Origin of the sequence: Ruminococcus sp. AF20-12LB, assembly GCF_003478985.1 — a bacterium.
GTDB lineage: Bacteria > Bacillota > Clostridia > Lachnospirales > Lachnospiraceae > Blautia_A.
This window is the reverse complement of record NZ_QUGH01000005.1, coordinates 56,720-83,017: the sequence shown is the minus strand read 5'-3', so window position 1 is coordinate 83,017 and position 26,298 is coordinate 56,720. Positions and strand designations below refer to the sequence as shown.

24 protein-coding genes are annotated in these 26,298 nt (G+C 44.2%); 2 read left to right on the top strand and 22 right to left on the bottom strand.

Annotation, left to right across the window (positions count from 1 at the left end; all coding sequences use genetic code 11):
- Positions 1 to 19: 19 nt before the first annotated feature.
- The 4 genes from DWX61_RS08065 to DWX61_RS08050 form a co-directional block, all read right to left on the bottom strand.
- Entirely contained in the window at positions 20 to 661 is a 642-nt protein-coding gene (locus tag DWX61_RS08065; RefSeq protein WP_118624682.1) for a GNAT family N-acetyltransferase, read from the bottom strand.
- A gap of 199 nt (positions 662 to 860) precedes the next feature.
- A complete protein-coding gene (locus DWX61_RS08060; RefSeq protein ID WP_118624680.1) occupies positions 861 to 1,871 on the bottom strand; it encodes a sensor histidine kinase in 1,011 nt (336 codons plus the stop codon).
- Complete coding sequence (locus DWX61_RS08055; protein ID WP_118515457.1) at positions 1,868 to 2,539, bottom strand: response regulator transcription factor; 672 nt, start codon at positions 2,537 to 2,539, stop codon at positions 1,868 to 1,870. Before DWX61_RS08055 ends, DWX61_RS08060 begins: the two co-directional genes overlap by 4 nt.
- 10 nt (positions 2,540 to 2,549) lie before the next feature.
- Positions 2,550 to 3,878, bottom strand: coding sequence for a uracil-xanthine permease family protein (locus DWX61_RS08050; RefSeq protein WP_118624678.1), 1,329 nt, complete (start codon positions 3,876 to 3,878; stop codon positions 2,550 to 2,552).
- Between the two features lie 303 nt (positions 3,879 to 4,181).
- Between DWX61_RS08050 and DWX61_RS08045 the strand changes: the two genes are divergently transcribed.
- Complete coding sequence (locus DWX61_RS08045) at positions 4,182 to 5,564, top strand: citrate/2-methylcitrate synthase (protein ID WP_227752265.1); 1,383 nt, start codon at positions 4,182 to 4,184, stop codon at positions 5,562 to 5,564.
- Between the two features lie 220 nt (positions 5,565 to 5,784).
- Here DWX61_RS08045 and DWX61_RS08040 read toward each other — a convergent pair whose 3' ends face one another.
- The 6 genes from DWX61_RS08040 to DWX61_RS08015 form a co-directional block, all read right to left on the bottom strand.
- Positions 5,785 to 7,533 (bottom strand): alpha-amylase family glycosyl hydrolase, encoded by a 1,749-nt coding sequence (locus DWX61_RS08040; RefSeq protein WP_118624676.1) that lies wholly within the window; start codon positions 7,531 to 7,533, stop codon positions 5,785 to 5,787.
- A 175-nt stretch (positions 7,534 to 7,708) separates the two neighbouring features.
- Positions 7,709 to 7,939, bottom strand: coding sequence for a hypothetical protein (locus DWX61_RS08035; protein WP_015525138.1), 231 nt, complete (start codon positions 7,937 to 7,939; stop codon positions 7,709 to 7,711).
- A 75-nt stretch (positions 7,940 to 8,014) separates the two neighbouring features.
- Positions 8,015 to 9,247 carry an MYG1 family protein gene (locus DWX61_RS08030; RefSeq protein WP_118515463.1) on the bottom strand — a complete coding sequence of 411 codons (1,233 nt, stop codon included), beginning with the start codon at positions 9,245 to 9,247 and terminating at the stop codon, positions 8,015 to 8,017.
- Between the two features lie 167 nt (positions 9,248 to 9,414).
- A complete protein-coding gene (locus DWX61_RS08025) occupies positions 9,415 to 9,834 on the bottom strand; it encodes a twitching motility protein PilT (RefSeq protein ID WP_118515465.1) in 420 nt (139 codons plus the stop codon).
- A gap of 128 nt (positions 9,835 to 9,962) precedes the next feature.
- The gene (locus DWX61_RS08020) at positions 9,963 to 11,204 is read right to left on the bottom strand and encodes a DNA polymerase Y family protein (RefSeq protein WP_118624674.1); all 1,242 of its coding nucleotides are present in this window, start codon (positions 11,202 to 11,204) and stop codon (positions 9,963 to 9,965) included.
- 42 nt (positions 11,205 to 11,246) lie between these two features.
- Positions 11,247 to 11,795, bottom strand: coding sequence for a hypothetical protein (locus DWX61_RS08015; RefSeq protein WP_118624672.1), 549 nt, complete (start codon positions 11,793 to 11,795; stop codon positions 11,247 to 11,249).
- A 195-nt stretch (positions 11,796 to 11,990) separates the two neighbouring features.
- Here DWX61_RS08015 and DWX61_RS08010 point away from each other — a divergent pair, with 195 nt between their 5' ends.
- Positions 11,991 to 12,512, top strand: coding sequence for a hypothetical protein (locus DWX61_RS08010; RefSeq protein WP_118624670.1), 522 nt, complete (start codon positions 11,991 to 11,993; stop codon positions 12,510 to 12,512).
- Between the two features lie 82 nt (positions 12,513 to 12,594).
- On the opposite strand, the gene DWX61_RS08005 is transcribed toward DWX61_RS08010, so the two are convergent.
- The 12 genes from DWX61_RS08005 to DWX61_RS07950 form a co-directional block, all read right to left on the bottom strand.
- Positions 12,595 to 13,764, bottom strand: coding sequence for a D-alanyl-D-alanine carboxypeptidase family protein (locus tag DWX61_RS08005; RefSeq protein ID WP_118624668.1), 1,170 nt, complete (start codon positions 13,762 to 13,764; stop codon positions 12,595 to 12,597).
- Positions 13,761 to 14,936: an FtsW/RodA/SpoVE family cell cycle protein gene (locus tag DWX61_RS08000; RefSeq protein ID WP_118515475.1), complete on the bottom strand. Its 1,176-nt coding sequence runs from the start codon at positions 14,934 to 14,936 to the stop codon at positions 13,761 to 13,763. Before DWX61_RS08000 ends, DWX61_RS08005 begins: the two co-directional genes overlap by 4 nt.
- Positions 14,937 to 14,939: 3 nt before the next feature.
- Positions 14,940 to 15,179 (bottom strand): cell division topological specificity factor MinE, encoded by a 240-nt coding sequence (gene minE, locus DWX61_RS07995; protein ID WP_015525127.1) that lies wholly within the window; start codon positions 15,177 to 15,179, stop codon positions 14,940 to 14,942.
- A gap of 45 nt (positions 15,180 to 15,224) precedes the next feature.
- Positions 15,225 to 16,013: a septum site-determining protein MinD gene (gene minD, locus DWX61_RS07990; protein WP_015525126.1), complete on the bottom strand. Its 789-nt coding sequence runs from the start codon at positions 16,011 to 16,013 to the stop codon at positions 15,225 to 15,227.
- 57 nt (positions 16,014 to 16,070) lie between these two features.
- Positions 16,071 to 18,968 (bottom strand): penicillin-binding transpeptidase domain-containing protein, encoded by a 2,898-nt coding sequence (locus tag DWX61_RS07985; RefSeq protein WP_118369264.1) that lies wholly within the window; start codon positions 18,966 to 18,968, stop codon positions 16,071 to 16,073.
- A complete protein-coding gene (mreD, locus tag DWX61_RS07980; RefSeq protein ID WP_021652034.1) occupies positions 18,953 to 19,480 on the bottom strand; it encodes a rod shape-determining protein MreD in 528 nt (175 codons plus the stop codon). Before mreD ends, DWX61_RS07985 begins: the two co-directional genes overlap by 16 nt.
- Positions 19,470 to 20,366, bottom strand: coding sequence for a rod shape-determining protein MreC (gene mreC / locus DWX61_RS07975; protein ID WP_015525123.1), 897 nt, complete (start codon positions 20,364 to 20,366; stop codon positions 19,470 to 19,472). The genes mreD and mreC overlap by 11 nt, the downstream gene beginning before the upstream one ends.
- A 13-nt stretch (positions 20,367 to 20,379) precedes the next feature.
- Complete coding sequence (locus DWX61_RS07970) at positions 20,380 to 21,393, bottom strand: rod shape-determining protein (RefSeq protein WP_118515483.1); 1,014 nt, start codon at positions 21,391 to 21,393, stop codon at positions 20,380 to 20,382.
- A gap of 16 nt (positions 21,394 to 21,409) precedes the next feature.
- Positions 21,410 to 22,117: a RadC family protein gene (gene radC / locus DWX61_RS07965; RefSeq protein ID WP_118624666.1), complete on the bottom strand. Its 708-nt coding sequence runs from the start codon at positions 22,115 to 22,117 to the stop codon at positions 21,410 to 21,412.
- A 105-nt stretch (positions 22,118 to 22,222) separates the two neighbouring features.
- On the bottom strand, positions 22,223 to 23,824 hold the full coding sequence (locus DWX61_RS07960) for an NAD(P)/FAD-dependent oxidoreductase (RefSeq protein WP_118624664.1): 1,602 nt from the start codon (positions 23,822 to 23,824) through the stop codon (positions 22,223 to 22,225).
- Positions 23,821 to 25,026, bottom strand: a complete 1,206-nt coding sequence (locus DWX61_RS07955) for a BaiN/RdsA family NAD(P)/FAD-dependent oxidoreductase (RefSeq protein WP_118624662.1) — start codon at positions 25,024 to 25,026, stop codon at positions 23,821 to 23,823. Before DWX61_RS07955 ends, DWX61_RS07960 begins: the two co-directional genes overlap by 4 nt.
- On the bottom strand, positions 25,023 to 26,297 hold the full coding sequence (locus DWX61_RS07950) for a methionine gamma-lyase family protein (RefSeq protein ID WP_118624660.1): 1,275 nt from the start codon (positions 26,295 to 26,297) through the stop codon (positions 25,023 to 25,025). Before DWX61_RS07950 ends, DWX61_RS07955 begins: the two co-directional genes overlap by 4 nt.
- Position 26,298: the final 1 nt, after the last annotated feature.

Here is a 26,298-nt window from a genome sequence, read left to right as displayed (position 1 = left end):
CATTTATCTCCTGCGTAATTCATGAATGTGTTTCGCAATGCGGTTCTTTTTTATAAAGAGCTACACTTTCCCGGAAACGTTTTTTGTTCAGCTCCCGCATCTGAGAAACCTCGTTTTTCTTTACGAAACCATGACTTTCCATAAATGTTCTTTGATCCAGCTGGTCCATATATATGGAATAATCCGTATCCTTCTCTGTTGAAATCTGTTTGAGAAGCCCGGTACCGATTCCGTTTCTGCGGTAATCTTTGCTTACATAAAGAAAGAGGATATTTCCGGGAGTCGGTTTCTCCGGGGAAACAGTCAATTGTTTTTTCATATCCTGAAGTTTGTTAAAATGCTCCAGATTCTTCCTGCCTTCCTTAGTAAACTTCAGGCGCAGGAAATGATAGCCTTTTTTTAAACGAAAAACCGGGGCAAAATGGCCATGAGATTCTTTACCGGTAATGAGCACCCCAACTACCTGATCACGGTAGGTTGCCACGGTAACGCTATCTCTGTATATCATATAGGTGTAAAAGAAAAGTCTGGTCAGACGTTTTTCGGTATGTGTTTCTTCAAACTCCCAGCGGTCTTTATAGTTTCTTCGGATAAATTCCCGGATCATTGAAAAATCTTCCTTTTCTGCTTTCCGGTAGGCAGGTGCTTTTTTTAATAACATATTCCATATCTCCTGTATTTTTTCATAAATAACTATTCTATACTTTAAAAGATGATCTGCAACTTAACATCAACTGTTTCTCAACAATTGTTGAAGTTTATGAAAAAGTTTATATAAAATAAAAAACAACGGAAGAACCTCATGAAAAATAAGGTGTCCGCTGTTTTTTGGGTTTATGGATATGTGTAAAGTATTTGTTTTACAGTATAACAGTAAAACGACAGCCGCTTCCGGGAATATTTTCCACGGAAACGGTTCCCTTGCACAGGTTCAGGATCTGTTTTACAAGGGCAAGTCCAAGACCGTTTCCTTCCTGTTTATGGGAACTGTCGCCCTGGTAAAATTTGTCAAAAATATGTTTCATGGAGTATTCACTGATCTGGGGGCCTTCGTTTTCTATGGAAAAACGGATCTTTTCTCCTTCCGGCATCATCCGGATATAGATCGTACCACCACAGGGACTGAATTTGATAGCATTGGAAATCAGATTGTCCCATACATGACAGATGAGATTTTCGTTTCCAAGATACTCCACATCCATCATGTCCACATCAAATTCAATTTCTTTTTCTGACCATTTCGGTTCCATCATAACAATGGATTGTCGGATCTGTTCATCCAGACGGTACCAATTCTGACGGGTCTGGATCGACTGGTGTTCGATTTTGGACAGCAGCAGGATATTTCCTGCCAGGTGGGAAAGCCTTCTGGTGTTAAAAAGGATTTTGTTGATGTACTGCTCCTGCTCTTCTGATATAGGCATGTCATCATCCTGCAGCAGAGTTGCATAACCCTCGATGGCACTGATGGGAGTTTTAAATTCGTGGGAAACATTGGAAACAAAGTCTGTCTGCAGAATCTCCGTTGCTTCCAGTTCCTGGACCATCAGATTGAAATTAGAATAAATATCCCGGATTTCCTTCATTTGCTTTTCAGTTTCCAGTCGGACGGAAAAATCGCCTTCTGCAACCTGTTGCATGGCTTTTTTCAGCTTTAGTACAGGCCCGAAATACCGGATACTGAGGAAGTTGTTAAGGACACCCCCTGCGGCCACGCTGGCCAGGATGATCCATACGATGTTCGGAACGTCTGAAATATGCAGCACATCCATAACGAGCCAGGATATCAGAGATACACAGACAAGCTCCGACATGATCATAAAGATAAAACGTAAACGAATGCTTAAATTTATGAAGGGTTTCTTTTTCATGCCTTTATCACCTTATATCCGACTCCACGGATCGTCATGATCTTAAAATCCGGATTATCGCGGAAGCGTTCCCGAAGCCTTCCGATGTGGACATCTACTGTGTGGGCATCACTTGCGGAATCATATCCCCAGATATCGTCCATAAGCTGTTGCCGGGTAAAGATTTTTCCCGGAAAGGAAACCATCTTATATAAGAGCATGAATTCTTTCTGAGGAAGTACCATACTTTCCGAGGAGGTGGATACCGTCAGGGAATCGCACTCCAAAATGGTATCTCCGATTCGCTGTTTCCGCTCATTGATCATCTGTGCTCTGCGGAGAAGTGCACCTACCCGCAAAACCAGTTCATTGATATTGACCGGTTTCACCATATAATCATCGGTACCGGACAGAAATCCCATACGCATATCATCAAAAGCATCTTTGGCAGTGACCATAAGTACAGGAATGGAATCTCCGGCATCTCTGAGTGAGCGGACCAGTTCATAGCCATCCATATTGGGCATCATTATGTCTGAAATGATCAGATCGTAGTAATCTTTTTCCAGGGCATCCAGCGCTTCCTGCCCGTCAGAGACTCCTTTTACTGTATAACCGTTTTTTAAGAGGACATGCTGGAAAAGCTGGCGGAGTTCCCGGTCATCTTCCGCAATGAGAATTTTAAACATTTTTACATTCCTATTCCTTGATTTTTTCAATGTCCATGTTTTCAGGCAGGATACAGCTTAAAACAATGGAGATGATAAATACAACAGCAACTACATTTTGCGCAAAAACGGACTGTATGATCGACGGGAAAATATTCCAGATCCCGCTCTCGCTTGCTGTGGTGAATCCGATTCCGACAGCAAGGGAAAGAGAAACAATAGTGATATTTCTCTGTGAAAAACCACAGGAAGCGATCATCTGTACACCGGATGTCAGGATAGAACCAAACATCATAATGGTACATCCGCCGACAACAGAATCCGGAAGTGAGGCGAAAAAGTTTCCGATAGGCGGCAGCAGTCCGGCCAGGATCATACATACAGCTCCTGTCATAATGGTAAAACGGTTTACAACCTTTGTCATGGCAACCAGTCCTACATTCTGTGAGAAGGATGTTACCGGAGGACATCCGAACAGAGAAGAGATCGTGGAGGCATAACCATCACAGGCAAGAGAACCGGAAATTTCTTTTCCGGCGATCTCACGGTCCAGTCCGGAGGAAACCAGTGCAGAGGTATCACCGATGGTCTCTGCTGCAGATACCAGGAAGATAATGCAGGTGGAAACAATGGCTCCTGCATGGAATTCAGGTTTTACGGGAAGTAGGTGAGGCAGAGAGATAAGGCCACCGGATAAGATAGAACCAAGATCGACTTTTCCCATAAAGATGGCAATTATGTATCCTACTATCAGTCCAGCCAGTACAGATAACTGTTTTAAATACCCTTTGCTGAGGATATTCCAGAGAAGGCACACTGCAAGTGTAATGGTACCAAGAAGAAGGTTTCGGGCAGAACCGAAGTCTTCGCTATAGCCGCCGCCAAAGGATCTTGCGCCTACAGTAAACAGTGAAAATCCAATAGAAGTTACGACAGAAGCTGCTACAACCGGTGTAATGATCTTACGCCAGTATTTTGCAAGAAGACCAAGAGTTCCCTCCATGATACCGCCGATCATAACCGCACCGATCACGGCAGGATAGCCGTAATTAGCTGCAACAGTGCTTAAAACGGTGACAAAGGTAAAGCTGACTCCCATTACCACCGGAAGTCTGGAACCAATCTTCCATAATGGATACAGCTGTATCAGAGTAGCAATTCCCGCCACAAACATAGCATTTTGAAGCAGAATTGCGATCTGGGCCTGGGTAAGAGCCGGCTGAGCTGAGGCTGCGATCAGCGTGATCGGTGTCAGATTTGAAACAAACATGGCAAGGATGTGCTGAAGCCCAAAAGGAATCGCTTTGGCAATGGGAACGGTTCCATCCAGCCGGTAAATGTTGTTGATGCTGCTTTGCATTTCTTTTTAATTCTCCCTTCTACTATTATAAGAAAAGCCACAGAACAATCATAACACAGGTTCGGTATGGAAACCAGACAGATTTTGGTGAATAAATTTACTAATAGATGAAATAGGTCAGATTATGAATATTTATACACGAAAAAAAGAAATACCCTCTTGCATTTTCGGAGCTTTTACTGTAGAATTATTAACCAGGTGAACACAAATGTATGCCATACCCGAACACTGATTACAAAGATGTAACCAATCTTAACTGTATCAGTGTTTTTTAATATACAATGGGGAAACGAGGAAAAAATTATGGAAAAAAAGCATGAAATGATGAGTCTGGAGGACTCCGAACAGCTGAAAGGCAGAATGAAATTCTTTGAAAAGGAACTGGTAGAGAATCATCACATCGATCCCAACCTTTATGTGGAATACGATGTAAAAAGAGGACTTCGTGATTCCGCAGGTAAAGGTGTTCTCACAGGGCTTACTGAGATTTCCGATGTTACCGGCTATAAGCTGGTCAATGGCAGACGTATTCCTGCAGACGGTGCACTGTATTACCGGGGAATCAATGTGCAGGATATCGTAAACGGATTGAAGGACAGACGTTTTGGCTTTGAAGAGACGATCTATCTTCTGATTTTCGGTAAGCTTCCCAGCAAGGAAGAGCTTTCCAGATTTCTTGAGCTTCTTTCTGACATGGAGGATCTGGGAGGACGTTTTGTCCGTGACGTTGTCATGAAGGGAACCAATGCCAATATTATGAATGCTATGGAGCGCTGCGTACTTGCTCTCTATACATATGATGATAACCCGGAAGATATTTCTGTGGAGAATGTACTCCGCCAGTCTCTGGAACTGATCGCCAAGCTTCCTGAGATCGCGGTTTACTCCTACCATGCATACCGTCATTTCCGTAAAGATGAGACACTTTTTATCCGCAATCCGCAGAAGGGGCTTTCACTTGCCGAGAATATCCTTCTGATGCTTCGTCCGGACGGCAAATATACAGAGCTTGAGGCCAAGGTTCTTGATATCGCACTTGTACTTCATGCCGAGCACGGTGGTGGTAATAACTCTACTTTTACCACACATGTAGTAACATCTTCCGGAACAGACAGCTACTCTTCTACCTCTGCATCCATCGGTTCACTGAAGGGACCGCGTCATGGTGGCGCCAACCTGAAGGTCCAGAACATGTTTACAGATCTGAAGACCAATGTAAAGGACTGGGAAAGTGATGAGGAGATCACAGCATATCTGCAGAAAATACTGAATAAAGAAGCATTTGATCATGCAGGTCTGATCTATGGTATGGGACATGCAGTTTATACACTCTCCGATCCGCGAGAAGTGATCCTGAAGCGTTTTGCACAGGCTCTTGCAGAGGAAAAAGGAATGATGGAGGAATTTAAGCTCTATGATAAGGTTGAGAGTATTGCCGGAAAGCTGATCATGGAACACAGAAGGCTGTTCAAAAATGTTTGCGCAAATGTTGACTTCTACAGTGGTTTCGTTTACTCAATGCTTGGTATTCCGGAAGAACTTTTTACTCCGATCTTTGCCATCGCACGTATGCCTGGCTGGAGTGCACATCGTCTGGAAGAACTGATCAGTGCCAATAAGATCATCCGTCCTGCTTATAAGTATGTGGGGCATCATGCAGATTTTGTACCTTTTGATGAGAGATAATAAACAGAATGATAAAAGCAGTGGGGATTTCTGGCCTGTTTAAGGTAGAAATCTCTGCTGTTTTTTTATTCTCTTAAATTACAGAATAACAGGATCATAACTTTACATAATATATATTATGTGAAATAAATATCTTTTTTCACAAAAAAACAAGGCTTACCGCATAAGATATGATCGGATTGCCTTGTTTTTTATGGAATCTTACTTTATTATTTTTTTCCTATCGGAAGCTCTTCAGCCAGTTGACAAGCGAATCATGCCAGATGTTGTCGTATACGGTCTTTTTCATCTGGTCGTCTACAGGACCGTTTCCTGCCATTTTTGCAAGGATAGCAGCCTGAAGTTCGCCTACTGTCATTTCTTCCGGTGTTTTGTGCGGATTTGGTGCAGCGGCCGTTTCCTGCAGATTGGAAGACTCTGCTTCAGGAGTTGACGGAACATCCGCCGGGTTTGCTGTATTGTCAGAAGCTTTATCTGTATTTTCAGCGTTTGAAGCTTCTTTTTCCGGGGCAGCTTCTGTTACAGTGTTGTTTTCAGCCTCCTGCTCCTCTTCTGCCTCAGATGCAGCGTCTTCGTTCTCTTTTGCTGCAGCAGTTTCCGGAACATCAGTCTGAACCGGTTTGTATTCCGGCATATCTCCTGCAGGAATCCAGATCTCACCGCTGTTTGCTGCAACACGGACACGGATCCGTCCGCTCTGTGCGGAAACCTTCTGACCTGTGAGAGCACCTACGTATTCCGGTGCACTTCCAGTTGGAAGGTTCATCTCTGCATCACTGTCATCATTATTCACAGTAACGATCACTCGTATGCCTTCCAGATCTCTTGCAAAGGCAAACTGACGGTTTGTAAGAGCCAGTTCTGCGTAGGAACCGTAGCTTAATGCAGGAGTTCCCTGGCGGACCTTTCCGAGGGCTGCGATCAGTGCAGTACATGGGTTCTTTGTTGCAGCATCCGCATAATCGTTAAGATCAAGTGCCGGACGTAAGCTGGCATCGGAAAATTTTTCTTTTTTTCCGTTAATACCGAATTCTGAGCCGTAATAAATGCTTGGAACGCCAGGTAAAGTATAAAGAAGTACATGTACGGGAGCAAAATGTGCCTTGTTTTGCAATTTGGTATGAATTCGCTCTACGTCATGGTTGTCCACGAAATTGTAGAGGTCAAGATCTCCCATATTCTGAAGATATTTTACTGTATGAGCGATTTCAAAATAATTGTGGTCATTATGTCCGCTGTAAAGTGCTTTGTGAAGGGCATAGTTGGTTACACTGTGGAGAGTCTGCCCGTTTACCCAGCGGCTGTAATCTCCGTGAATAACCTCTCCCATAAGCCAGAAATCTTTCTTGACCTCGTCTGCGGTATGGCGGAGAATCCGCATAAAATCAAAATCCAGTACATCAGCGGCATCCAGGCGGATTCCGTCAATATCAAATTCGGAAACCCAGAAACGGATCACATCACAGATATAGTTCTGTACTTCCGGATTGCGCTGGTTCAGTTTTACAAGAAGATTGTATCCACCCCAGTTTTCATAGGAAAAACCGTCATTATATTCGGTATTTCCGCCGAAATTTACATTACAGTACCAGTTAACGTAAGGGGAATGCTCACGGTTTTTCTGGATATCCTTAAAAGCGAAGAAATCACGGCCTGTATGGTTGAATACACCATCAAAGATCACACGGATGCCTTTTTCATGGCAGGCTTTTACAAAATTGGTGAGATCTTCATTGGTTCCGAGACGGGAATCCAGTTTTTTGTAATCGGTTGTCTCGTAGCCATGTCCGACACTTTCAAAAAGCGGCCCTATATATAAGGCAGTACATCCGATTTCTTTGATGTGGTTGATCCACGGCAGCAGTGTGTTCAGTCGATGTACAGGAGTTCCGTAATCATTTTCTTTTGGAGCGCCTGTAAGTCCAAGTGGATAAATATGGTAGAAGATTGCTTCGTTGTACCAGCTCATAATATTACACCTCTGTTCTAAAAATTTATAATTTCCTGATAATTAGGGAAATTACACAAATATCTTCTCTATAATACCAGATTCCTATAATATAATCCAGAATAAATCAGCCAGTTTTTCAGCGAAAAATCCGGCAGATTGCTAATTGCCGGATCTTATCTGATGGATACTATGTTTATTCGTCAAATTCTGCAGTAACTATAAAGCCGCGTGGCGTATGCTCAATGCTTTTGATGATTCCCTCTTTGGATCTGATGCGGTCTGCGTTTCTGTAGCAGCCGGACATGGCTACTGCAGGCTCAATGATATAGCTGTAGTTAGTGGCAGAGAGAAATTCGGAGATTTTTACTTTATCTCCCACCTGGATCAGCCCCTGTCTTTCCATTTTAAATTTTTCTTCTCGCATAAATATGCCTTCTTTCTGTATAAATACGCAGTGCGAATATATCTGTAAATACAATTAATTACACGGTTAAAATATTTAAGAACCGGATGGGATCCGTACCAGAAGCTTCTGTCCGTCTTTTTCTACTGCTGTAAGAACGGGAATATGTTTTTTTCGCAGAGCATGAACGATGGGATACAGGGAAAACATGGCATTATCTGCAAAAACTGCTTCTGGTTTGCAACTGAGGATTTCTTTAATCCTGTCTTTTATAAAGCTTTTCCATTCTGCCTTTTCCATGGAGAGTTCTCCATAGATCCCGTTCAGCGTCAGCTCGGGTAACCGGGGAACCGGCAGATGTACGATCCTGGCAGAAGAAAGATCCGGAAGCTTTTGAAGCAGTATGTCTGTTTCTTTATTTCCGCCAAGGCTTACGATCACAGCTTCTTCATGGAAGGCGGCAAGGCTGCTCCTGCAGGCAAGAACAGAATCCTCAAGGGTTCCGCATATCATGAGAAATCCTCCTTTATGACAAAAGGCTGCACTTTTAAGACCGGTTACCAAAGACAACTCCTCGCCTTCCAGGCCCAGCCAGGAAGAAGGAAAACTGCATTTGTAATTCATGGAATATTCTTTTTTCTGTGGCTGGATACAGTAACCGCCCCGGTTGGACGGAAAGATCACAAAAGCAATGTTGGTTTCCGAAAGGCGCTTTTGGCAGGGAATAAATTCCGGAAGTATAAGGATATTGGTATTTTCTGCCGGGGTATCGCCCGAAGCGAGGGAAGCAGCATGTTCTGTAAGAACTTCTTCCACCCGTCTGTCTGCACGTTCGTTTCCAAGGTAACGCTCGAATTTATTTTCCAGGATCATGCCTGCCACACTGACTGCCTGAAAAAAGGCTTCGTCATTGTTGCTTTTGGAATCCCATCCCGGATTGAAATTGCCGATCAGTGTGGCAAGTTCATTTTTTTCACCGGTATTATCATTGATATCCAGAGGCTGGACAAAGGATTCATCAAATTTTAGTGCCAGCTCCTCACCTAGGATTTCCGGTCCAAGCTTCTCCCAGAGAAGGCCGAAGGCCGCATATGGGACGCCATTATCGCGAATACGGCTGTCTTTCTGATGATGATCATACTGTCCTCTGCCAATATCAAAAACAAGACCTTCATAGTTTTCAGGAACCTGGTTTCCACGTGTGATGGTGATCTCGGGATTCAGATATAAAAGCAGTGCGGCGGAAAAAACATCGTCTGCGTGAAATTTCCCGCTGTGGGTGAATGCGGATGCATTTTTCTGTTTGATTTTTTCCAGTAAATGATTCATATGAAACGCTCCTGTGTGTTTATTCTGTTCTTCAGTATACCACAGAAATGAAGAATAAACAAAGTCCTCTACAGTTAAAAAGGAATCCGTCCTGAAGACAGATTCCTTTAAAAATTTACGTTCTTTTATGCTTTATGTACAAAATAGGACGTTCATATTCAATTTTATTATAATGCGCAGATAATTTTATCCTGATATGCTTCCGGAACTTCTTCTTTATCCAGAGACATACTGATAATAAAGGAAACTTTGAAGGTTTCACCGATGGCACTTAACTGATCCAGTGTTTCGGTTGCGTCCTTTCCTTCAAGCTTGGCTGTTGTAAGGAAGCTGTCCAGATATATCTGCTCCAGATCATGATCCTGAGAGAGGATACCACAGATAAATCCTACAAATTCGTCCCCATTCTTAACCGGAAATCCGGAAACATCGATAAGGCGGACCTTGTTGTTCAGCTCATACATGTGCTTAGTACTCTTGTCTAAGTAAACAATACTGCCGTTGGCGTCTTTAACAGCTCCGTTTACTTTGTCTAACAGTACTTTTGTTTTTCCTTTGCCTTTCTTTCCTACGATCAGTTCAACCATCCTGTTTTCCTCCTTAGACACATATAATAATTTTGAATAAAATTGCTATTGATATGCTTCAAATTATAGTGCATTATGAATAAAATTGCAAGGGTTTTTTGAAAAAATCTGGTAATTTTAATCAGGTCTTACTGCTCTCTTTCATTTTCCATCTGTGCTTTTGCTTTCCTTCCGATCCGGGCAGTGCTGTTCATGATACTGGCCCGGGTAACCTTGTCGTTTCCGTACTTCAGACGGATTGAATCCAGTGCGGCATCCAGTTTCTGCTGGCGTTCCTTCCTGTGAGTATCCTCAAAAAAGGAAAGCTGTTCAAAGGAATCATCCGTAAGACCGGTCAGTGATACTCCCAGGAGCCGGAGTGGCTGTTTCATCCAGGATTCCTGAAAGAGATTTTGGGCATTTCTGTAAATCTCTTCTGTGATGTCGGTGGCATTTGGCAGTTTAGTCTGATGAGATTTGTTTTGAAAATCCAGGGTACGGAAGGTTACAGAAATGCAGGTGCATTTTTTCTTTTTGCGGCGCATGCGGGCAGCCAGAATATCGCATTGTTCCAACAGGATCGGAAGTGCCTGCTCCAGGGAGACAAGATCATCGTTAAAGGTAGTTTCCAGACTGAATCCTTTTGCTTCATCAGGTTTTGCTTTCACAGGGGAGTCATCCAGGCCACGGGCATACTGATATAACTGCTGTCCTGCCTTTTCACCGAGAAGTGCCTGTATTTTTGCTTTTTTTTCATGAGCCAGATCTCCGATGGTTCTGATTCCTGTATCCTGCAGCTTTTTTTCGGAGGATCTGCCAAGAAAAAGGAGTTCTCTCACTGGAAGAGGCCACATTTTTACAGGGATTTCTTCCGGAAATAAAGTATGCACTTTATCTGGCTTTTCGAAATCAGAGGCCATTTTGGCAAGAAGTTTATTGGTGGAGATGCCGATATTTACGGTAAAGCCGAGTTCTGTACGGATCTTATCCTTCAGTTCATGGGCAGTTGCCACCGGATCCGGGTAAATATAGGAGGTTCCGGTCATATCCAGAAAAACCTCATCAATGGAAAAGGATTCCATTACCGGTGCATAGGACGCACAGATTTTTTTGAAGGCTCTGGAACATTTATCGTATAATTCAAAGTCAGATGGAACGGCCACAAGATTCGGACATTTGCGAAAAGCCATAGCCATGGGCTCTCCTGTCTGAATCCCGTATTTTTTTGCGGGAATGGACTTGGCGACAACGATGCCGGTACGTTTACTGGGGTCTCCGCCAATACAGGAAGGGATGTCTCTCAGATCAGGAAGTCCCATCTTTACTCTTTTTGCTGCTTCCCAGGAAAGAAAAGCACTGTTTACATCAACATGAAAAATCAATCGTTCCATATAGGGTTCTTCTTTCAATTGTATAAAGTTTGTCTGTTATATCTATTTACAGATTTTTACAGACAACTGGTTAAAAAGGTTCCGATATTCCTCTTCCACCTGTGAAAAAGGGTATTGCCGGTATTGGATCGGAACATGGACAACCGGTTTTGGAGTGTCCGGTGTTTCATTCAGAAGATATTTCAGGTCATACCAGAGCAGGTCATTGTCGATCTCCTTCAGCTTCTGTTCTTCTATGGCAGAAAGTCCGGATCCTAGATATTTCTGATAGATAATGTTTAAAAGAGCTTCCTCCTGTTTCCGATACTCAGGAAGACTTTTCTTAAATGGTCTTGGAACATCGGACATATAACATTCGCTGGCATCGTGAAGAAGAGCCGCCAGTATAAGACGGCCGGAATAGCCACGTGCCTCGGCTTCTTTGGCACAGAGGATGCAGTGCTGCCCTACGGAGAAAAAAGTTCTTACATGGCCATTCCCGCGGCATAGAAGAGAAAGTGCGTGTGCAATGTCCTCAATGCAGATCAGCTCTTCGGCCGGATGTGTCGGATCAAAGTGTTTTCCAGTGTATGTGGTAATGCAGTCGCCCATAAAATGTTACGCCTTTCTTTAAGCTTATGAATAAATATGATTATTTATTATAAACATCCAGAGAAAGTGTGTCTATATGATCGTGAAATAAATTCCGGGAACTGTTACAGAAAAACAAAAGAAATACAAGGCTGTTTTACAAATATGAGTGATTCTGTGCTATAATACAAAAAAACGACAGGGAGATCATCAGCGATGAAACATATGGAAGAAATGAAGATTGCCGGATTAGCCATGGCATTATGTATCGTAATGCTGGGAATCTATATTGTCGTCCCAAAGGATGGAACGGTTTCTCGTCTTACTGCTATTCCGGATAATAATGCGGCGGAGCCTGTTACAGATTCTACATCAGAGGGAACTTCTGATGCGGATTTTCCAATCTATACAGAGGACAGCTACAGCAGTGAGTCCGAGAGTTCGTATTCTTATGACGATACTGGGGACGGAGATTCCTATACGGAAGAGCCGACTTATGATCCAGGTGATAATTCTTACGATGGCAATACTGATAGTGAAGCGAATGGAGCAGATACCTCGGATACTTCAGATACATCTTCAGATGGAACCGGCGAAGGCGCAGGCAATTATGAAGATCCGGACAGTGGCTCCGGTGAAGTGGTCAATGACAATGATTACAGTGGTACTTCGGATACGGATCTTGATAGCAGTGAGATCGAAAATACCGGCAGTGATGGCACAGTAGAAATTAACTGAATGTAAAAAAAAAATAAAAAAGCAAATCTGCGAAATAAAATTTCAAACAGATTTGCTTTTTTATTTTTTGTTTGTAATCCTGTCAGTTGATGTTCTGGAGCAAGGATGTCATTTCCTGATAAAGAACATCCTTTGAAGACGCACCCATGACGATGGAAATAAATGGCTTCCCATAAGCATTCTGGCTTAAAAGTGCGAGACAGTTACCGGCTTTATCGGTTGTTCCAGTTTTTCCTCCAAGGATAGTGACATCCTTAGGAGTTGCTGCCTCTCCGGTAAGATAATGATCTGTAGCGGGTAAGGTAGCACTTGCGTCGGAGCCATCGGAATGCTTATAGCTAACTGTATAAGATGCCATTTGTGTGATGTCTGTAAACTCCGGATAATTCAGGGCTTCTTTCAGCATCAGATAAATGTCATAAGGTGTTGTATAATGATTTTCGTCCTGAAGACCATGGGGATTGGTAAAGTGAGTTCCTGTACAGCCAAGTTCTGCAGCAAAGCTGTTCATCATTTCTACAAATTTATCTGTTGTTCCACCTATGTGTTCCGCAATGGCAGATGCTGCATCATTGGCAGAATAAACAAGAAGACAATGAAGAAGCTGATCCATGGTAACCTGATCTCCCGCCTGGAAACCAGCTACCTGAGAACCGGATTCCAGGGTAACATTCTCCTGTGAGATCGTTACTGTATCATCCATGTTCCCATATTTCAGTGCAAGCATAGCTGTCATGATCTTTGTGATGCTGGCAGGATAAACCTTGTTGTAGGCACCTTTTGCATAGAGTACCTTTTTATCACTGAGATTCAGAAGCACACCGGATTGGCTGTCATCCAGACTGACAGAATCCAGAGCAACATCTTTTGTAACAACACAGAGATCATGGGCGAAACCTGCCGCGCGCTGTTCTTCCTTGGAAGTCAGAGTATTATCAAATTCGGAGAATGCATTGAAAGAATTTGCAGGAGTGGAAAAATCACCGCCCTTCAGCATGTAAACACCAAAACCGCCAGCTGTACACAGTACGATCAGCAGAAGAAGGAGAAAAATGGTGTTGCGGATCCTTTTACGACGCATCCGTTTCATCCGTGTATTCTGAGCTTTACGTCTGGCAGAAACAGTTCTGTCAGACGGCGTGGTGGAAGTTCTTTTTGTCCCCCTGGAGGCTGTATGTGCAGCCCGGGAATCCTGACCTCTGGAAGGATTGCCAGAACGTACATGAGTTTTTACAGGTTCTTTACGTGTCATAAGTATTCCTCTTTCCGAAAGTAGGTATCCGATTTCTGACCTTTTTTCTGTAATTCTTTATTATATGCACTGCTCTGCAGTCCTACATTGAGAACAAGTCCCATACCCATAAACAGACTGATCAGAGAAGTAAGACCATAGCTTACAAAAGGAAGCGGAGTACCTGTGTTTGGTGCAAGGCCGGTAGCAACACAGATGTTGATGAAGCTCTGTATGGAAACAATGCTTCCAACACCGCAGCATATGATCTTACCGGCAAGATCCTTGGCCCGCAGGCTCATACGGATACATTCAAAGGTGATCAGAAACAGCAGCAGTACGATCAGAGTACAGCCGATAAATCCGTACTGCTCTCCAGCCACCGCAAAAATAAAGTCGGTCTGATTCTCAGAAACAAAGTTTCCATCATTTACGGATGTAACACTGGTGTCATTACTGAAAGCACGTCCCATAAGCTCTCCGGAGGCGATGGCTGTTTTTGAGTTGTTCTGCTGTTCAATATCATCTGCGTATTCTTCGTTCTCCGGATACAGGAATGACATGATACGGTTTCTCTGGTAATCCTGTATCAGTTTCTGATCCGGCTGCACGATAATGGACAGAAAGATGATGGCCAGAGGAATCGCGATCAAGGCTACACCTCCGATGATCTTATAACTAAGTCCTGCGATGTAGATCAGAATACAGAACAGAACTGTTACGGTGATGGTGTTTTTCATATCCGGCTGTACATAGATCAGCATCAGTGGGATGACCAGAAGGACAGCTGATTGTATCAGAGTCTTTAAGGTATTCAGATCTTCCTCATGATCCATAAAAAATTTGGCAAAAAACAGGATAATAATGATCTTTGAAAGCTCGGTAGGCTGGAATCGGATAAAACCTAAATCCACCCATCTGGCAGCACCATTGGCGCTGGATCCGAAGAATCGGACAGCCAGAAGCATAACGATATTAAATCCATACATGATCCATTGAAAGTTCAGCAGCCAGGAATAATCCATCAGTGAAAGGATCAGCATAAAGACCACACCGATGATCACACCCAGAAGCTGACGTGTGCGAAGGTAGTCGGCAGCTGTTCCTACAAGCTGAATTCCAATAAAGCTGATCGCCAGGAGAAAGGTCACCAGTCGAAAATTGTAAAACCGCAGCTTATACTGTTTAATCATAAATTATGCATCTCTTTTCTTAAGTACGGGTATGACTGCATGCAGAACAGGTGGTTCCTGTGTGATCTGTATGGTCACCCCTGGTTCATCAATTACAACGTATTTTTTTACGGCATGTATCAGATCGTTCCGTAAAAGCTTCATCATCTGTGGAGAACAGTCTATGCGTTCCGATACAAGAAGAAGCTTCATCCTGTCGCGTGCATAGCCTGCAGAGTGGTTTTTCCCGGAGAAAAATCCCATAATCATTCCTCCTGTGATGAAAAATGTCAGACAGCAAAGTGTCTCTTATTTTCGAAAAATGCTGCCAAGACGGTGGAATACACCATTTTTCCGGCGGACAGTAACATAAGGGACTTCTTCGCCCATAAGCCTCCGGCAGATATTGCGATACTCTTCTTCTGCCTGAGAATTTTTTCCGGATAAAGGTTCTCCCTGATTTGTGGAGATCACGATTTGTTCATCATCCAGGATCGCACCGATCAGATCCACAGCCAGGATTTCCAACACATCTTCTACAGACATCATATCACCTCTGGCGATCATTTCCGGTCGAAGCCGGTTGATGATCAGCCGGATATCCCGGAGCCCTCCGGACTCCAGCAATCCGATGATACGGTCTGCATCACGGATCGCGGAAACTTCCGGTGTGGTCACGACCAGTGCACGGTCCGCTCCGGCTACTGCATTTTTGAATCCCTGTTCAATTCCTGCCGGACAATCCAGAAGGACATAATCGAATTCTTCCCGGAGATCATCGGTAAGCTTGATCATCTGTTCCGGAGATACGGCAGTTTTGTCCTTGGTCTGGGCAGACGGAAGAAGATACAGTTCTGAATGCCGACGATCCCGGATCAGTGCCTGTTTCAGGCGGCAGCTCCCATTGATCACATCAACCAGATTGTAAACAATACGGTTCTCCAGTCCCATGACAACATCCAGATTTCGGAGTCCGATATCGGTATCTACAACTGCAACCCTTTTTCCCATGGCAGCCAGTCCGGTCCCGATATTTGCCACGGTGGTGGTTTTTCCAACACCGCCTTTTCCAGATGTAATGACAATGACTTCACTCATGTTTTCTGATTCCTCCTATAAAATGTTCCACACTTCTGGTATCCTCATAAAGTTTGTTTAGTCATTCGATACATTACTGGTATCGCTTGCTGCATAGCCAGTGAGAATGGTGCTTTCATCTGCAAGTCCGAAAATGTATTTAAAGATATCATTAGCTGCAAGGCAGGCATTACCGGATGCATATCCGTTTGCGATTCGAACAGATATTGCGTACTTGGGATCAGAAACAGGCGCATATCCGATAAAAAGTGCATTGTTCGGATGATAATAGTCAATCTCGGCAGTACCGGTTTTTCCTGCTGCTTCAACTCCAAGTCCGTTAAACTGATCATGAGTCTGCACCACACGATACATACCGTCATGGATGTCATCCCAGATATTGCTGGAAAGATCCAGCTGTCCAGCTGTTTCGGAAGGATATTCCTTTATAAGTTTTCCTTTGGAATCCGTCACACGGTCCAGAAGGGAAAGCTTATAGATCGTACCGGAAGTGGCGATCGTTGACGCATAACGTGCAAGCTGGCTGGTCGTAAACGCATTGGTACCCTGTCCAATATAGGAAGGGACAGCGTTTTTGTCAGAAACCTGCGGAGAAGCCTCGGAAATTTCAATGCCGGTTTTCTGATCCAATCCCATGAGGGAAGCATATTTCTGAAGCATTCCAAGACTTCTGGCTTCAGAAAAGTTACCTTCGGAATCTTTACCAAGTTCGAAACCAATCGTAGTGAAAAATACGTTACAGGACTGCTCAATGGCTTCACGGATATCAAGAGAACCGTGGCCCTGTTTATTCCAGCAGTTGATTGGAGGTGTTACAAGGTCAAAGCTTCCTGTACATTCAATATATGTGCCATCATCTATTACGCCCTCAGACATGCCGGCAACAGTAGATAAGATCTTTAAGGTAGATCCTGGAGCCGTCTTCTGCTGTGTTGCCTTGTTGAAAAACGGGCTGGAAAGATCTGTGGAAAGCTTTGCATAATAATCAGTATCCATATTGTTGGTCAGACGATTATTATCATATCCCGGATAGGAAACACATGCGAGAACATTTCCGGTTGCAGTATCTGTGATCACCGCAGATGCAGAGCACGGAGCCAACGCAAGCTGGGCCGGTGTGATCTCAAGATTTGCGATCTTGCGATACATGAAGGTGTAGGCATCAAGACCACCGGAGGCCATTGTCTGATACAGCTCGTCTTCTTTGGAAAGAACGCCCTGTTCATAGAGAACAAGACACAGATCTTCTCCACTGATGGTGTCTTCCTGAAGCATATATTTATACAGAAGCTTTGAAAAGCCTGTATCTGTTTTCAGGTAATCAATGATATAGGCGGTAAGAGCCTGATAGATCTCTTCAGAATCCAGATATTCTCCGGAGGTTGAGATCTGGGAAATATCGATCCAGTTCTGACTGGCAGCGTAGTTCAGATAATCCTTCAGACTGATACTCTGATCATTTTTCCAGGCTTTGTATGTTTCATCCGCGGTATCAATGGAATCACTTTTCAGTACCTTCAAGGTATTGGTAAGAAGATCATCACAGATATAGGTAAGATATTCCTGCATCTGCGTATCTTCATCCTTATAGGCTGGAGGATTGTCGCCTGTCAGCCTGTTACTTATTGTATCAAAAACCTGTTGCTGTTTTTGCTGAAATTTGACGTATAAATTTTTTTCTGTATCGGAAGCATCTGCATCACTGAATTTATTGATATCGATCACACTGTTTGCGATCAGTGCATTGTATACATCATAGATTGGGATGGTGATCTTACTTGCATCTTTCTCTGCTTCATAATCAAAGCTTTTATTCGGTGTCAGTTTAGAGAGGACAATACCAGCAACACGCTGTTCCAGGATCTGGTAAATACTCTTCTGCCAGTCGGAATCAATGGTCAGATAAACATCGTTTCCGGCCACAGGATCAACAGTTTTAGAATTGTCAATGTCAAGGACTTTACCAAGATTATCAACTGTGACCGTTTCTTCTCCGTCTTTTCCCTGAAGTTCAAGCTCCATATACTGTTCGATTCCGGCTTTTCCAACAACCGCATCATTGGAATAATCAGGATTATCCTTACGAAGGGTTTCCAATTCCTCAGAAGAGGCCTGGCCTGTGTAACCGAGGATCGGCGCCATACTCTCATCGTCCACATATTTTCTGGTGGAATCTTCTACAATGTCAATACCCTGGAGAGCGGCCTGATTTTCTTTTATGGCTGCCACAGATTTTTCACTGACATTTGTTGCAATGGTCACCGGCATATATTTCTTGAAACTGTTGGTGTTCAGCTGATAGCGCATGATCGCAATTTCGAGGATTTCCTGTTTAGTAAGTTCTTCCGGAAGAGAATGTGCGGCAAGTTCTTCCGGGGTGTAGGCATCTTTTCCGTAAAGAACGATAGAAAATCCGCTGCTTCCGGTAAGATGATCCATGATCTGGGCTGCGGTTGCGTTTTTCTGCTCATCACTGAGATCATCAATCTGTGCTTCTCCGTAAATATCCGCACGGAAACGGTTAAGAGTAAATCCTTCATCTACATCAAAAGCATAATCTCCATGATCATTGACGGTAATATGAAAATTATCAGATAAGCTGTCCCCGTTTTTGGAAAGAATCTGTAATACCTGATAGGCGATACCGTTCAGAGTCAGATTCTTTTCTCTGGTGCTGTTGTATGTACCGCTATCTTCGAATGTGACAGAATATGCAAGTACATTGGAGGCGACAACTGTGCCGTTACGGTCATAAATATTACCACGGGTGCTTTTGATCACGCGTGTTTTGGTGGTACGAGTCTGAAATTTACTGATGTAATCCTCTCCCTGTATGATCTGCAGACTGAAAAGCTGCCGGACCAGAACAGATGACAGAAAAATAAATACGATCACAAGAACTGTAGTACGTTTCAGACGGATTTTTTTGATGATTTTTTTTATTTTAATTCCCAAATAGACTCACTTTCTTTCCTTACAGTATCCATTAAGTGGTAGTTGATCCAGTAAAATACCCGGTATACGATGATGGTGAGAAAAACCGTATATACAATTTCGGGGATAATGATCCTATATATGTAGGTCCAGAATCCAAGACGGCCTCTGAGCAGAAACTGGAGGCCATACACAGCCAGATTATAAAGAAGATCTGTTCCTGCTACAAGAAAAAGCGGAACTTTCAGATCATCATCATAAAAACTGCGGAATGCATAGCCGCTGATAAAACCTATATACATATAGATCAGTGCATAAAATCCAAACAATGATCCATAAAAGAGATCGACAAAAAGCCCGGAAAAAAATCCAGTCCACAGACCGACTTTTCTTCCACGCATAAGTCCCATGGATACACACAGGATCAGAAGCAGATTTGGAGTGATGGATCCAATGGAAATACGGTCCATTACTGTGCACTGAAGGAGAAAACAGACAATGATAGTGATAAATAATATAATCCTATTTTTCATTGGACGCATCCTCCGATTTGTCTATCGCGTCCTGTTTATTGGTGGTGATCACAAATACATCTTTCAGATGACCGAAATCAACCGGTGTAACGATCGTACCTGTTTTTGTCAGGTTATTGGGATCCTGTTGGATCTCACTGACATAACCAATAAACAGTCCTTCCACATATTTTTCACTGATATTTGATGTGACAATACGTTCTCCGACTGTTACCTTGTTATCCTGATCGTAAAGCTGCTCAAAGCTTAATTTACCTTCATCGATCAGTTTCAGATCTCCGGTGACAACGCAGTTGTCGGAGGTACTGACTGCCATAGCACTGACATTGCTGCTGTCATCGATGATGGAACGGACAGTAGCCCAGGAAGGTCCCACTTCTGTGACAATACCCACAAGACCCTTTCCGGCGATCACGTTGTTATCAACCCGGATCCCGTTATTACTGCCTTTGTTGATCATAAAGGTATCATACCAGTTTCCGGGATCTTTGGAGATTATCCTTGCGGCAACCTTGGGATAGTCGGTATATTCCTGATCAAGATCGTAAAGTTCCTTCAGGCGTGTGAGCTCTGTCTGGTCCTGGATCAGGATGTTATTTTGCTCCGTAAGACTGTTGATCTGACTTTTCAGCTCTTCGTTTTCCTGAAGCACGTCCTGTTTGTCACGAAGATTGTTTTTTACATTTCCAAATATATCGCTGACACCGGCGATCCCCTTTTCAAAGGGAACGATAAGAAAACCGGCGGCCTCCTGAAGTGGTGCGGAAGAGGTTCCGGAGGCTGCTGTGGCTACAATGCAGCTTCCACAGAAAAGTGTCATGATTACCAGAAGATGTTTACTTTTTAAATTAAAATGAAAACGCACTTTTTTTCGGATGTTTTTCATTATATATGCCCCTTTACAGTTTTTTCTGCTTTACCGGCTGGGCCCATTTGCGCAGGTTTCTGTCGCGGATGATTTTTTCCAGGCCGTATGCTGCAGAAGTTTCATACAGATCAGAAAGATTAAAGGCAAATCCTGTATAGCTAGCCAGATAGTTATCTATATAAGGCAGCCGTGTACTGCCGCCGGTCAGATAAATGCCCTCTTTTGCAATATGATAAGCGATCTGTGGCGGGGTACGTTCCAGAAAAGATTTCATCTCTGCTGCGATCTGGTTCACACAGTTGGCGATCCCCTCATTAACAACGTAGGCAGAAATAACTTCTTCTCGTGGAAGTCCGGAAATACTGTCGATCCCGACTACTTTTCGGGCTTCTTTTTTCTGATCGTTCAGTCTTCCCATAACTACTTTCAGACGTTTTGCAGTTCGTGTTCCGATCTGAAGATTATAATGTTTTCGGATCTCGCTGCAGATAGATTCGTTCATCTGTCTGCCTCCGATGGGGATCTTACGGCTAATGATGATCTTGCCATCGGTTATGATGGAAAGCGCTGTACTCTGTGCACCGATGTTTACGATCATGCTTCCCTGATTTTTTTCAGGGTCGATTCCCATGGCAATGGCATCTGCAATAGGGGACTCCACCATAAAAACACGGTTTTTTCGCAGCCAGTGGCCATTGACCAGATAATAATATGCCCTCTTTTCGATAGCCGTCATATCAAGTGGCACGGAAAAATACATGTCTGCTCCGAGACCGGATGTATGATCGATCTTTTTTATCATGCTGTAAAGGACGATCTCCTGCAATTCCAGATTTGCCAGCATACCGAAAGCCATGGGAGAATTTACGGAAATATCCGCAGGTGATTTTTCAAACATTTCATAAGCTTCGTTCCCTATGGCAAGGATTCGGCGTCCTCTGTAGGCTACCATGTTCTTTTCTATGTAACTTTTGTTTCTGAAAAATGAATAGACTTTTACAGAGCTGCTTCCAAGGTCTACTCCGTAATTATTTCTAAAAAGCATAAATCCGTCCCTTCACTTAAGTATATTCATCAAAAATCCCTTTTTCGCGGAAACTGACATACCTGTGATCACCGATGATGATATGATCCAGAAGATGGATGCCGAGGAGTTCACCGCAATGATAAATCCGTTCCGTAACATCCAGATCAGCTTGACTGGGGGATGGATCACCACCTGGATGATTGTGGACCAGGATCAGGTTCACCGCACGATATTTTAAAGCTTCTACAAAGACTTCTCTTGGTGTGATCAGTGTGGCATTGACTGTACCGCGGCTTAAAAGCTGTTCACCCGACAAATGGTTATGTCCGTCCAGCATCATGCAGTAAAGCAATTCCTGTTCTTCATGCCTGAGCTGCTCCATATAATATTTCGCAATGGTTACCGGATGGTGAAAAGACAATTCCGGTTTTGCGGCTGCGGTTGCCATACGCTTGGAAAGTTCCCCGATACATTTCAGCTGTACGGCTTTTACCTTACCGATCCCATGGATCTTCATCAGTTCCTGCATGGAAATATGAAACAGTCCAAGCAGGCCACTGTATCCGGTCTGTTTCGATAAATTCAGGATTTTATCTGCCAGAGTCAGGGAACTGGATCCCTGTACGCCACAGCGCAGAATCACAGCAAGAAGCTCTCGATCGCTTAAGGACTGTTCTCCTTCCCGCAGACATTTTTCATACGGGCGCTGATAATCTGGCATTTCCATTATAGTATCTTTCATATGATTTCCCTTTTCGCTCTCGAAGAAGGGGATGCAAAATTGCAGAAGTTATTTTAGCATAAAAAGGCAGGGATGTACACTCTATCCCGGAAATTTCCACTTTTTTCATATTTTGTTTACAGGCAGGGCATAAACGGAAGCGACTGCTTCTGCCACCTTGATCCCGTCCATCGCTGCGGATGTAATGCCTCCGGCGTAACCGGCGCCCTCTCCGCAGGGGTAGATCCCTTCTATATTGGAAGTGAGCTTTTTCGGTTCCCGAACGATCCGTACAGGAGAAGAAGTACGGCTTTCTACTCCTTCCAGCAATGCATCCGGCCGGTCAAAACCGGAAAGCTTTTTTCCAAAAGCATGGATTCCTGCTTCAATGGAATCGCCGATCTCTTTCGGGAAAATACTGCGGACATCGGTAAGTGTATAAGCTCCTTTGATACAGGGAATCACATCTCCAAGCCTGGTACTTTTCTGATGTGTACAGTAATCTTTGAAAAGCTGTACCGGGATTTTTCCATTTCCGGCTTCCCAGGCAGCGCGCTCCAGTTTTCTCTGCAGAGCGATTCCGCCGAGAACTCCCTCTTCAGGAAAATCAGAAGGGTTTACCGTAACGATGATAGCACTGTTGGCATTATGGCTGTCACGTGCCTGATAGCTCATACCATTCACTGCAAGCATATCTTCTTCAGAAGATGCATTTACAACATATCCGCCGGGACACATACAGAAAGAATAAACGCCACGTCCGTTTTCCAGTGTATGGGTAACTTTGTAGCTGGCTGCACCCAGACGGTCGTTTTCCGGTTCTCCGTAAAGATCCCGGTTGATCATGGTCTGAGGATGCTCCACGCGTACCCCCACCGCAAAAGATTTCGGCTCCATATTTATATTGTGTTTATCCAGCATGGCAAATGTATCTCTGGCGCTGTGGCCGGGAGCAAGAATACAGATTTCTGCTGGTATTTCCTCTTTTGCATTGACAATGACTGCGTTAAGCTTCCGGTCACGGATTAACAGATCAGTTACTGTGGAACGAAAACGGAATTCCCCACCCATTTCTTCAATCTGATGACGCATAAACTGAACGATACCTACAAGCTGATCTGTGCCAAGATGAGGCTTTTGCTGGTAAAGGATCTCGGAAGGAGCTCCTGCCTCCACAAATCGGGAAAGAACCTCCCTTCCTCTTCCAAAAGTATCTTTTACCAGAGTGTTCAGCTTTCCATCGGAAAAAGTCCCTGCACCGCCCTCTCCGAACTGTACATTGGAATCCGGATCCAGGATGCCGTTTTTCCAGAAATTTTCCACTGTTTCCTGTCGTTTGTCTGCTTCTTCTCCCCGTTCCAGTACCAGTGGACAGTACCCGGCTTTGGCCAGGTACCAGGCACAGAATAATCCTGCAGGTCCGCTTCCGATCACTACAGGACGATGGGACAGAGTTTCAGAGCCAGATGAGGGAAAATGATATTTCTTCTCAGAGGTTAACATAATATTTTTATTGTGAACTTTTTTGAGAACACGGGATTCGTTATCCAGTTTAATATCTACAGTGTAGACAAATTTTTTTTCCTCTTTGTGCCGGGCATCCAGAGATTGTTTTCGGATCTCATAGGTGAACGGCTGATTTCCAAGACGAAGTATTTTTGCTATTTTTCGGTGAAGCTGCTCTTCTGTATGGGTGATGGGAAGCTTCAGCTGTGTGATCCGGATCATTTTTCTTCCTCCTTTGCTGCCCAGATACCGGCGGCAGCTCCGCTTGACCATGCCCACTGCAGGTTATAACCTCCGCAGGTACCGTCAATGTCAAGGAGCTCTCCGGCAAAATAAAGACCTTTATGAAGTCTGGACTCCAAGGTTTTGCTGTGAACTTCAGACGTATCCACTCCACCGGAACAAACCTGTGCCTGTTCAAAGGAAAGGCCGTTTTTTACCGGGAGACGAAAATCGGTGATCCCGCGGATAAGATCCTTCTGTGCGCATAAAACACGGATCAGTTTTTCAGGAAAAAGTCCGATTAGAAGTTCTTTTTCTGTTTTGTAAGGGCAGGCTGCTTTTCTGTGCTCCAGGTATTCTTCCAGCTCTTTCCGGCTCAGTTCCGGAAAAAAATTTATGGAAAGCTCCACATTTTTGTTTTCATGGACGGCACGGATAGCATAGCGGGAAATCTGGAATACCGGGATCCCGGATACACCGTAATCGGTAAGCTGCAGCTCTCCCTGCTGGGAGACTGTCGGTGTGCCGTCTATATAAAGTGTTATCGTCCCTTCTGTTCGTACACCACTCCAGCCGGAAAAAGAATTTCCCTTACATTTCAGAGCTGTCAGAGCTGGAAGGGGTTCGATCAGATGATGTCCAAGACTTTTTGCAATTTCGTATCCGCTTTCGCAGGAACCTGCAACGGAAGAAGCACGGGAACCATTTGCAAGGATCACGGCATCACCACTGTAGGTCCATCCGTCAGTATGGATCTTCCACCGTCCGTCTGCAAAAGACACGCCGGTAACAGTCTGATTGGTTTTCAGCTTTACCTTCAGGCTGCGTGCCTTCATGACAAGAACATCTACTACACTCTGTGCCTGGTTGCTTCGGGGATAGATCCATCCGCTGCGGTCTGTGGTACAGATTCCTAATTCCTGAAAGAATTTCAGAGTTTTTTCCACAGGAAACTGTGCCAGAGCATCTTTGGCAAATTCAGGATGAGATCCCCGGTAAGCGTTTTCATCCTGATTCAGGTTCGTCATATTACAACGGCCATTTCCCGTAGCACAGATTTTTCTGCCGGGACGGTCATTTTGTTCCAGAACCGTAACTGCAGCTCCGTTTATAGCAGCCTGAATAGCTGCCATAAGACCGGAAGCACCGGCTCCTACGACAAAGATCTGTTTTTTTAAGTCCGGTCCTTCGGATTTTTTCATAATCTCACAAGTTCCTTATCAACCATATACTGAAGGGATTTCAGGATTCCCAGCTTTGCATGCTCCCAGGTAAGACCACCCTGGAAATAAACTGCATAAGGAGGTTTCATGGGGCCATCGGCAGAAAGCTCAATGGAAGAACCCTGGATGAAAGCACCTGCTGCCATGATCACCTGACTGTCATATCCCGGCATATCCCACGGCTCTGGTGTCACAAAGCTGTCTACCGGTGCAGCAGCCTGGATACCCTGGCAGAATGCTACAAGACCCTCCGGTGTTCCGAGAGTGACTGCCTGGATGATATCCTGACGTGGCTCTGTGCTGTTGGGAACTACCGGGAAACCAAGCTTTTCATAAATGTTCGCTGCAAAAACAGCGCCCTTTAAAGCTCCTTTGGTGATCATCGGTGCAAGGAAAAATCCCTGATACAGAGAACGGTTTACACCAAGAGTTGCACCGACTTCCATGCCCAGTCCCGGGCAGGTCATACGGTAGGAGGCATTTTCCACACAGTCTTTTCTTCCTGCGATATAACCACCGATAGGAGCAAGGCCGCCACCTGGATTTTTGATCAGGGAGCCGACCATAATATCCGCACCTACATCACTTGGCTCGATGGTATCTACGAATTCTCCGTAGCAGTTATCTACCATGCAGATCACATCCGGCTTGATCTGTTTTACAAAAGAGATCAGCTCACCGATCTGTTTTACGGAGAAAGAAGGACGGGTCTGATAGCCTTTGGAACGCTGGATGGTTACCAGCTTTGTTTTTTCATTGACTGCTTTTCTGATGTTTTCATAATCAAAGGTGCCATCCTCGAGAAGATCCACCTGACGATATTTTACGCCATATTCCGCAAGGGAACCATTGGACGGGCGGATGCCGATCACTTCTTCCAGGGTATCGTAAGGCTTTCCTACAGGGGAAAGAAGCTCGTCACCGGGGCGCAGGTTTCCGAAGAGAGCAATGGCAAGTGCATGAGTTCCGCAGGTGATCTGCGGGCGTACCAGACAGGCTTCTGTGTGGAAGGTATCGGCATAGACCTGCTCCAGAGTTTCGCGGCCAAGGTCGTTGTAGCCATAACCGGAGGAAGCTCCGAAACAAGCCTCACTGACACGGTTCTTCTGCATGGCGCGGATAACCTTCATCTGGTTGTATTCTGCAGTCTTATCAAATTTCTCAAAACGTTCTTTCAGGGAATCTTCCACGGATTTACCGAAATCGTAAACTGAGGAAGAGATTCCAAGCTGTGCATATAATTCTTTCATG